Source organism: Cellulomonas massiliensis JC225 (assembly GCF_000312005.1).
Taxonomy (GTDB): Bacteria; Actinomycetota; Actinomycetes; order Actinomycetales; family Cellulomonadaceae; genus Cellulomonas; species Cellulomonas massiliensis.
The window spans coordinates 843,926-850,069 of sequence record NZ_HE978588.1 but is presented as its reverse complement, the minus strand read 5'-3'; the positions used below and the strand labels follow the sequence as shown (position 1 = coordinate 850,069).

Annotated in this window: 7 protein-coding genes; 5 read left to right on the top strand and 2 right to left on the bottom strand. The window is 71.8% G+C overall.

The features are described 5' to 3' along the window. The 5 genes from HGCM_RS16775 to rplI all read left to right on the top strand — a co-directional run. Positions 1-2,421 (top strand): penicillin-binding protein (locus HGCM_RS16775; RefSeq protein WP_019135600.1); only part of this gene is annotated, 2,421 nt, incomplete at its 5' end. Positions 2,422-2,661: 240 nt separating this feature from the next. Then, positions 2,662-2,955 carry a 30S ribosomal protein S6 gene (gene rpsF / locus HGCM_RS04025; protein ID WP_019135599.1) on the top strand — a complete coding sequence of 98 codons (294 nt, stop codon included), beginning with the start codon at positions 2,662-2,664 and terminating at the stop codon, positions 2,953-2,955. A 92-nt stretch (positions 2,956-3,047) separates the two neighbouring features. Then, the gene (locus tag HGCM_RS04020; protein WP_019135598.1) at positions 3,048-3,554 is read left to right on the top strand and encodes a single-stranded DNA-binding protein; all 507 of its coding nucleotides are present in this window, start codon (positions 3,048-3,050) and stop codon (positions 3,552-3,554) included. A gap of 88 nt (positions 3,555-3,642) precedes the next feature. Continuing rightward, positions 3,643-3,879 (top strand): 30S ribosomal protein S18, encoded by a 237-nt coding sequence (rpsR, locus tag HGCM_RS04015; protein ID WP_019135597.1) that lies wholly within the window; start codon positions 3,643-3,645, stop codon positions 3,877-3,879. Positions 3,880-3,895: 16 nt separating this feature from the next. Beyond that, positions 3,896-4,345 carry a 50S ribosomal protein L9 gene (rplI, locus tag HGCM_RS04010; protein ID WP_019135596.1) on the top strand — a complete coding sequence of 150 codons (450 nt, stop codon included), beginning with the start codon at positions 3,896-3,898 and terminating at the stop codon, positions 4,343-4,345. Positions 4,346-4,463: 118 nt separating this feature from the next. On the opposite strand, the gene HGCM_RS04005 is transcribed toward rplI, so the two are convergent. Then, positions 4,464-4,991, bottom strand: a complete 528-nt coding sequence (locus tag HGCM_RS04005; protein WP_019135595.1) for a flavodoxin family protein — start codon at positions 4,989-4,991, stop codon at positions 4,464-4,466. An 81-nt stretch (positions 4,992-5,072) separates the two neighbouring features. Continuing rightward, positions 5,073-5,999, bottom strand: a complete 927-nt coding sequence (locus HGCM_RS04000; protein ID WP_019135594.1) for an NADP-dependent oxidoreductase — start codon at positions 5,997-5,999, stop codon at positions 5,073-5,075. Positions 6,000-6,144: the final 145 nt, after the last annotated feature.

The following is a 6,144-nucleotide window of genomic DNA, read 5'->3' as shown; positions in this document are numbered from 1 at the left end:
GCCACCGCGGCCGCGCCCCGCTCCGGCTCGCGCCGCGCCGCCGCGCCGCGCAGGGCCGACGGCAGGCGGAAGTTCTGGAACTACCCGCGCCAGGAGTACACCGGCCTGCACCGGTGGCTGCCCTCGTGGCGCTTCCTGCTCGGCTCGTTCCTCACGTGCGTCTTCCTCGGCGTCGGCGCGGTGGTCGCGGCGTACGCGATGACGGACGTGCCCGACGCCAACGACGACGTCAAGGCGCAGACCTCGACGGTGTACTACGCCGACGAGGACGGCAAGCGCGGCGACGTCATGGGCACCTTCGCGGTGCAGCCCCGTCAGATCGTCGAGTACTCGACGCTGCCGGAGTACGTCGGCAACGCGGTCGTCGCAATCGAGGACCACTCCTTCTGGGACAACTCCGGGGTCTCCGTCGAGGCCCTCGGCCGCGCGTTCCTCAACAACATCAAGGGCGGCTCCCGCCAGGGCGGGTCCACGCTGACCCAGCAGTACGTCGAGCGCTACCTCGTCGGCGAGACGACCACCGACTACGTGGGCAAGGCGCAGGAGGTGCTGCTCGCCCTCAAGATCGGGCGCGAGCGCACGAAGCCCGAGATCCTCGGCGGGTACCTCAACACCATCTACTTCGGCCGCGACTCCTACGGCATCCAGGTGGCGGCGCAGTCGTACTTCGGCGTCGACGCGAAGGACCTGACCGTCTCGCAGGCGGCGCTGCTCGCCGGCATCATCCCGTCGCCGAACAACTGGGACCCGGCGGTCGACCCCGCGCGCGCCGAGCAGCGGTGGAACACCGTGCTCAACAACATGGTGACGTACGGGTTCCTCGACGCGTCCGAGCGGGCGAAGCAGGAGTTCCCGAAGACCATCAAGGTCAAGAAGAACCAGAAGTACGCCGGTGCCCAGGGCTACCTGCTCGACATGGTGAAGCGCGAGCTCGCCAAGGAGCCGCTGCAGATCGACGAGGACGACCTCAACCGCAAGGGCTACCAGATCCTCACGACGATCCGGAAGCCGATGCAGGCCGAGATCGTCCGCGCCGGCAAGAGCGTCTACTCGGGCGACCTGACGAACGGCGACAAGCCGAACAGCCGGCTCAAGGTCGGCATGGCGACGATCGACCCGTCCGACGGCGCGATCCTCGCCCTGTACGGCGGCAAGGACTTCCTCAAGGACCAGTACAACCACGTGAGCCTCGACGCCATCCAGGCGGCGTCGACGTTCAAGCCGTTCACGCTGGTGGCCGCGCTCGAGGACGGCATCCCGCTCTCCAAGACCTTCAGCGGCCGCAGCAACATGGAGCTGAAGAGCTGGGGCGAGAAGAAGGTCGTCAACTTCGGCGGCGTCAGCTACCCCTGGGTGAGCCTGAAGTACGCCACCGAGCAGTCGATCAACAGCGTCTACGCGCAGCTCAACGACATCGTCACGCCGGAGAAGACCGTGGAGACGGCGAAGGCGGCGGGCATCACCACGCCGCTGACCGCCAACCCCGCGAACGTGCTCGGCACCGACGCGGTCCGTCCGCTGGACATGGCGAGCGCGTACGCGACGTTCGCCGCGCAGGGCGTGCACCACGACCCGTTCGTCGTGCGGCAGGTCGTCAACCCGGACGGCACCGAGGCGTACAACGCGCAGGACACGAGCAGCAAGCGGTTCGACGCGGACATCATGGCCGAGACCAGCTACGCGCTGCAGCAGGTCGTCGAGAACGGGTCCGGCAAGGACTGGGTGAAGCCGCTGGGCCGCCCGATCGCGGGCAAGACGGGAACCTCGAACGAGAACAAGTCCGCGTGGTTCGTCGGCTACACCCCGCAGCTCGCGACCGTCGTCGCGCTGAGCCAGACGCCCAAGTCCGGCTCCGGCTGGGAGCGGATCGACGAGTTCGGGTACAAGCCGAGCGGGATCAAGAACGCGGAGATCACCGGTAGCTCGGTGCCGGCCCAGCTGTGGGCCGCGTACATGGCCAAGGTGTTCGAGATGCCGCAGTACAAGGAGGTCGTGGACTTCCCCGACCGCCCGAACCTGCGGCCGACCTCCTCCCCGGCGCCGTCGCGGACGTCCACCGCGAAGCCCACGCAGGAGCCGACCCAGACGCAGGAGCCGTCGGCGGAGGTGCGGGTGCCGGGCGGGCTCGTCGGGGCGCTGCAGGCCGACGCGTTCGGTGCGCTGGTCGACGCGGGGCTGACGCCGCAGGTGACGCAGGCCTACTCGAGCTCGGTGCCGAAGGGCCAGGTCGTCAGCACCGACCCGTCCGGCGGGGCCAGGGTCCCGCGCGGCAGCGTCGTGACGGTCGTCGTCTCGCAGGGGCCGAAGCCGAAGCCCACGAACCCGCCGCAGACGCCGAACCCGACGCCCAGCGCCACTGCGCAGGGCGCGTCGCGCGGCGAGGCGGGGCCCGACCGGCCCGCCGGACGCAGCGGCGGCTGACCTCACGGGCGCCGGCCGGGGCCGGTAGCGGTCTCGAGCCGGCGTCCGGTCTGTGGGCGGCGATGCCCGCCCACACCTTCGATTTCCAGCCCGCGGCCCCGGGCCGGTAGGCTGGAACACTGGCCGCGCTGTCTTCGGTCGCCCTCGCACCAGGCGGGGGCGGGCGGGAGCTGCGCGGCGACGCGTGTGAACCCTCCTGTCACGGAACGACCGTGACCGCTGAGACCAGAGGAGGTGGGTATGAGCCTGCGTCAGTACGAGATCATGATCATCCTCGACCCCGAGATCGAGGAGCGCACCGTCGCTCCCTCGCTCGACAAGTACCTGTCGGTCGTCAAGACCGACGGTGGCACGGTCGACAACGTGGACATCTGGGGTCGTCGTCGCCTCGCGTACGCGATCCAGAAGAAGTCCGAGGGCATCTACGCCGTCGTGAACTTCACGGCTGAGCCGGCCACGGCCAAGGAGCTCGACCGCCAGCTCGGCCTCAACGAGGTCGTCCTGCGGACGAAGGTCCTGCGCGCCGACGCGTGACGCACCGGGGTGCGCACGCCGTGCGCACCCTCACGGACGAGAACGACGAGCACCATCGAGCACCGACGAGCAACGACGAGCGAGGAGCTGGCATGGCTGGTGAGACCGTCATCACGGTGATCGGGAACCTGACCGGGGACCCGGAGCTGCGCTTCACCCCGTCGGGTGCAGCCGTCGCGAACTTCACCGTCGCGTCGACCCCCCGCACGTTCGACCGCCAGTCGAACGAGTGGAAGGACGGCGAGACGCTGTTCATGCGGTGCTCGATCTGGCGGGAGGCCGCCGAGTCGGTCGCCGAGTCGCTCACCAAGGGCACCCGGGTCATCGTGACCGGGCGGCTCGTCCAGCGCTCCTACGAGACGCGCGAGGGCGAGAAGCGCACGGTCGTCGAGCTCCAGGTCGACGAGGTCGGCCCGTCGCTGCGGTACGCCACGGCCAAGGTCACCCGGACCCAGCGGTCCGGCGGTGGCGGCGGCTTCGGCGGGTCGTCCGGCGGCGGCTTCGGCGGCGGAGGCGCGTCCTCCGGCGGCGAGGACCCGTGGGCCACGCCCTCGGGCGGCGGCGGTGGCGGCGGCTACTCCGACGAGCCCCCCTTCTGATCGGCGCCCGACCTTCTCGTCCCACCCCTGACACACACATCCCCGGGCATGGCAACGCCCGGGGCTCCAGCTGACAAGGAGCACCACGATGGCCAAGGCCGTTGTCCGCAAGCCCAAGAAGAAGCAGAACCCGCTCAAGACCGCCAAGGTCGAGACGATCGACTACAAGGACACCGCCCTGCTGCGGAAGTTCATCTCCGACCGCGGGAAGATCCGCGCGCGTCGCGTGACGGGCGTGTCCGTGCAGGAGCAGCGTGCGATCGCTCGCGCCGTGAAGAACGCCCGCGAGATGGCTCTGCTGCCGTACTCGTCGTCGGCGCGCTGAGCCAAGGAGACCTGAGATGGCGAAGATCATCCTGACCCACGAGGTCACCGGCCTCGGTGCCCCGGGCGACGTCGTCGAGGTGAAGGACGGGTACGCCCGGAACTACCTCATCCCGCGCAACCTGGCCACGCCGTGGACCAAGGGTGCCGAGAAGGACGTCACCGCGATCCGCAAGGCCCGCAAGGCCCGCGAGATCGCGACGCTCGACGACGCGAAGGCCGTGCGCGACGCGCTCGAGTCCAAGACCGTCGTCGTCACGGCCAAGGCGGGCGACTCCGGCCGCCTGTTCGGTGCCGTCACGACCGCCGAGATCGCGGAGGCCGTCAAGGCCGCCGGCGCCCCGGCGATCGACAAGCGCAAGATCGAGGTCGCCCAGGCGATCAAGTCGCTCGGCGACTACACGGTCTCCGTGCGCCTGCACGCCGACGTCGCCGCCAAGGTGAACGTCAAGGTCGTCGCGGCCTGACAGCCGCACGCACGACGCCCCCGTCCGGTCCGCCGGGCGGGGGCGTCGTCGTTCGCGGACCTCGTCGTTCGCGGACAGAGTCGTCCGTAGACAGAGTCGTTCGCGGGCGACGCCGCGGTCAGTGCGACGCGAGCGCGCCGGCGACCTGTCGGCCGAGGGCCGCGCCCCACTCCCGCGCGCGGTCGAGCTCGCCGGTGCGCACCGGGCCCGTGAGGCCCTCGACGACGAACCCGTGCGGGTCGTCCAGGAGCTGGAACCCGCGCCGGTCCAGGAGGCGGGCCGCCCGGGAGGCCGCCGAGCCGGCGAGGCGGCTCTCGACGCGCGTGTCGAAGGTGGCCGCCCGGATCCCCGTCACCTGGCCACGCAGCAGGTCGATCCACTCCCGCGCGCCGATCCGCTCGGTGTCGGGGAGGACGGCTCGGGGCGCCCGGTGCCCTGCGTCGGCGCGGGTGCGCGGACGGCTGAGCCCCCGGGCGTGGGTCGGCGCCCCGACGACGAGCAGCTGGGTGCCGACGGGCAGCTCGCGCGCCGCGTCGCCCACCTCGTCGACGTCGACGGCGCCGACGGTCGCCAGGCCCTCGGCGACCGCCAGCGCGACGTCGCGCGTGCACCCGTACATCGACTCGTACACGACCGTGGCACGCATGGTCGTCCTCCCTCCGCCGGAACCTCCAGCGTCGCGAGGCGGCCGGGCGCGGCGCCAGGGCCCAAGGTCCCGCGGCGCGCGTCAGTCGACGCGGACGACGATCTTCCCGCGCGTGTGGCCCGTCGCGCTGGCGTCGTGGGCGGCGGCCGCGTCGGCGAGCTCGAAGACCTGACCGACGTCGACCCGGACGCGCCCGTCCTCGAGCAGCGCGCCGAGCTCGTCGAGGTCGGTGCTGCTCGGGCGCACCCACACGTAGTGCCCACCCAGCTCGTCCCGGGCCTTCGCGTCGACGATCGACGCGACCGTGCCGCCAGGGGCGAGCACCGCCCGGCTCGTCGCGACCAGGTCGTCGGAGCCGTAGTCGAGGACGACGTCGACGCCGCCCGGCGCCAGCGCCCGGACCCGGTCGGCCAAGCCGTCGCCGTACTCGACCGGCTCGGCGCCCAGCTCGCGCAGGTGGTCGTGGTTGCCCGCGGACGCCGTGCCGATCACGCGCGCGCCGAGCGCCCGCGCGATCTGGACCGCGAACTGCCCGACGCCCCCCGCCGCGGCGTGGACGAGCACGATCTGCCCCTGCGTCACGCCCGCGCGGCGGATGCTCTGCCACGCGGTCAGGCCGGCGAGCGGCACCGCCGCCGCCTCCTCGAACGACAGGCGGGCCGGCTTGCGGGCGAGGGTGCGCACGGGCGCGGCGACGTACTCGGCGAACGTGCCGCCCTGCACCCAGTCCTTGCGGACGTACCCGTAGACCTCGTCGCCCACGGAGAGCTCGGGGGTGTCGAGGCCGACGCGCTCCACGACCCCGGCCACGTCCCAGCCCGGGACCGCCGGGAAGGTCACGTCCATGACCTGGTCGAGGTAGCCCTGCCGCATCTTCCAGTCGACCGGGTTGACCGACGCGGCGCGCACCCGCACCAGGACGCTGTCCGGGCCGACCTTGGGGGTCGGGAGGTCGGTGAGCTCGAGGACGTCGCTGCCGCCGTAGCGGGAGTAGGTGATCGCACGCATGCCAGGCGCAACGGCGGGCGCGCCTGCTCTCTTCCCGTGGGCCCGCGGACGAGGCCCGGACGGGCGCTGACCTGGGCGGCCGTCCTGATCCGGATGACGAGACCGGTGACGTCCGGGGGTAGCGCCGGTCCCACGGGCCGGGTCT

Coding starts and splice junctions, on each gene's coding strand:
- rpsF (WP_019135599.1), top strand. CDS start 2,662: ATGAGCCTGCGTCAGTACGAGATCATGATCATCCTCGACCCCGAGATC.
- HGCM_RS04020 (WP_019135598.1), top strand. CDS start 3,048: ATGGCTGGTGAGACCGTCATCACGGTGATCGGGAACCTGACCGGGGAC.
- rpsR (WP_019135597.1), top strand. CDS start 3,643: ATGGCCAAGGCCGTTGTCCGCAAGCCCAAGAAGAAGCAGAACCCGCTC.
- rplI (WP_019135596.1), top strand. CDS start 3,896: ATGGCGAAGATCATCCTGACCCACGAGGTCACCGGCCTCGGTGCCCCG.
- HGCM_RS04005 (WP_019135595.1), bottom strand. CDS start 4,991: ATGCGTGCCACGGTCGTGTACGAGTCGATGTACGGGTGCACGCGCGAC.
- HGCM_RS04000 (WP_019135594.1), bottom strand. CDS start 5,999: ATGCGTGCGATCACCTACTCCCGCTACGGCGGCAGCGACGTCCTCGAG.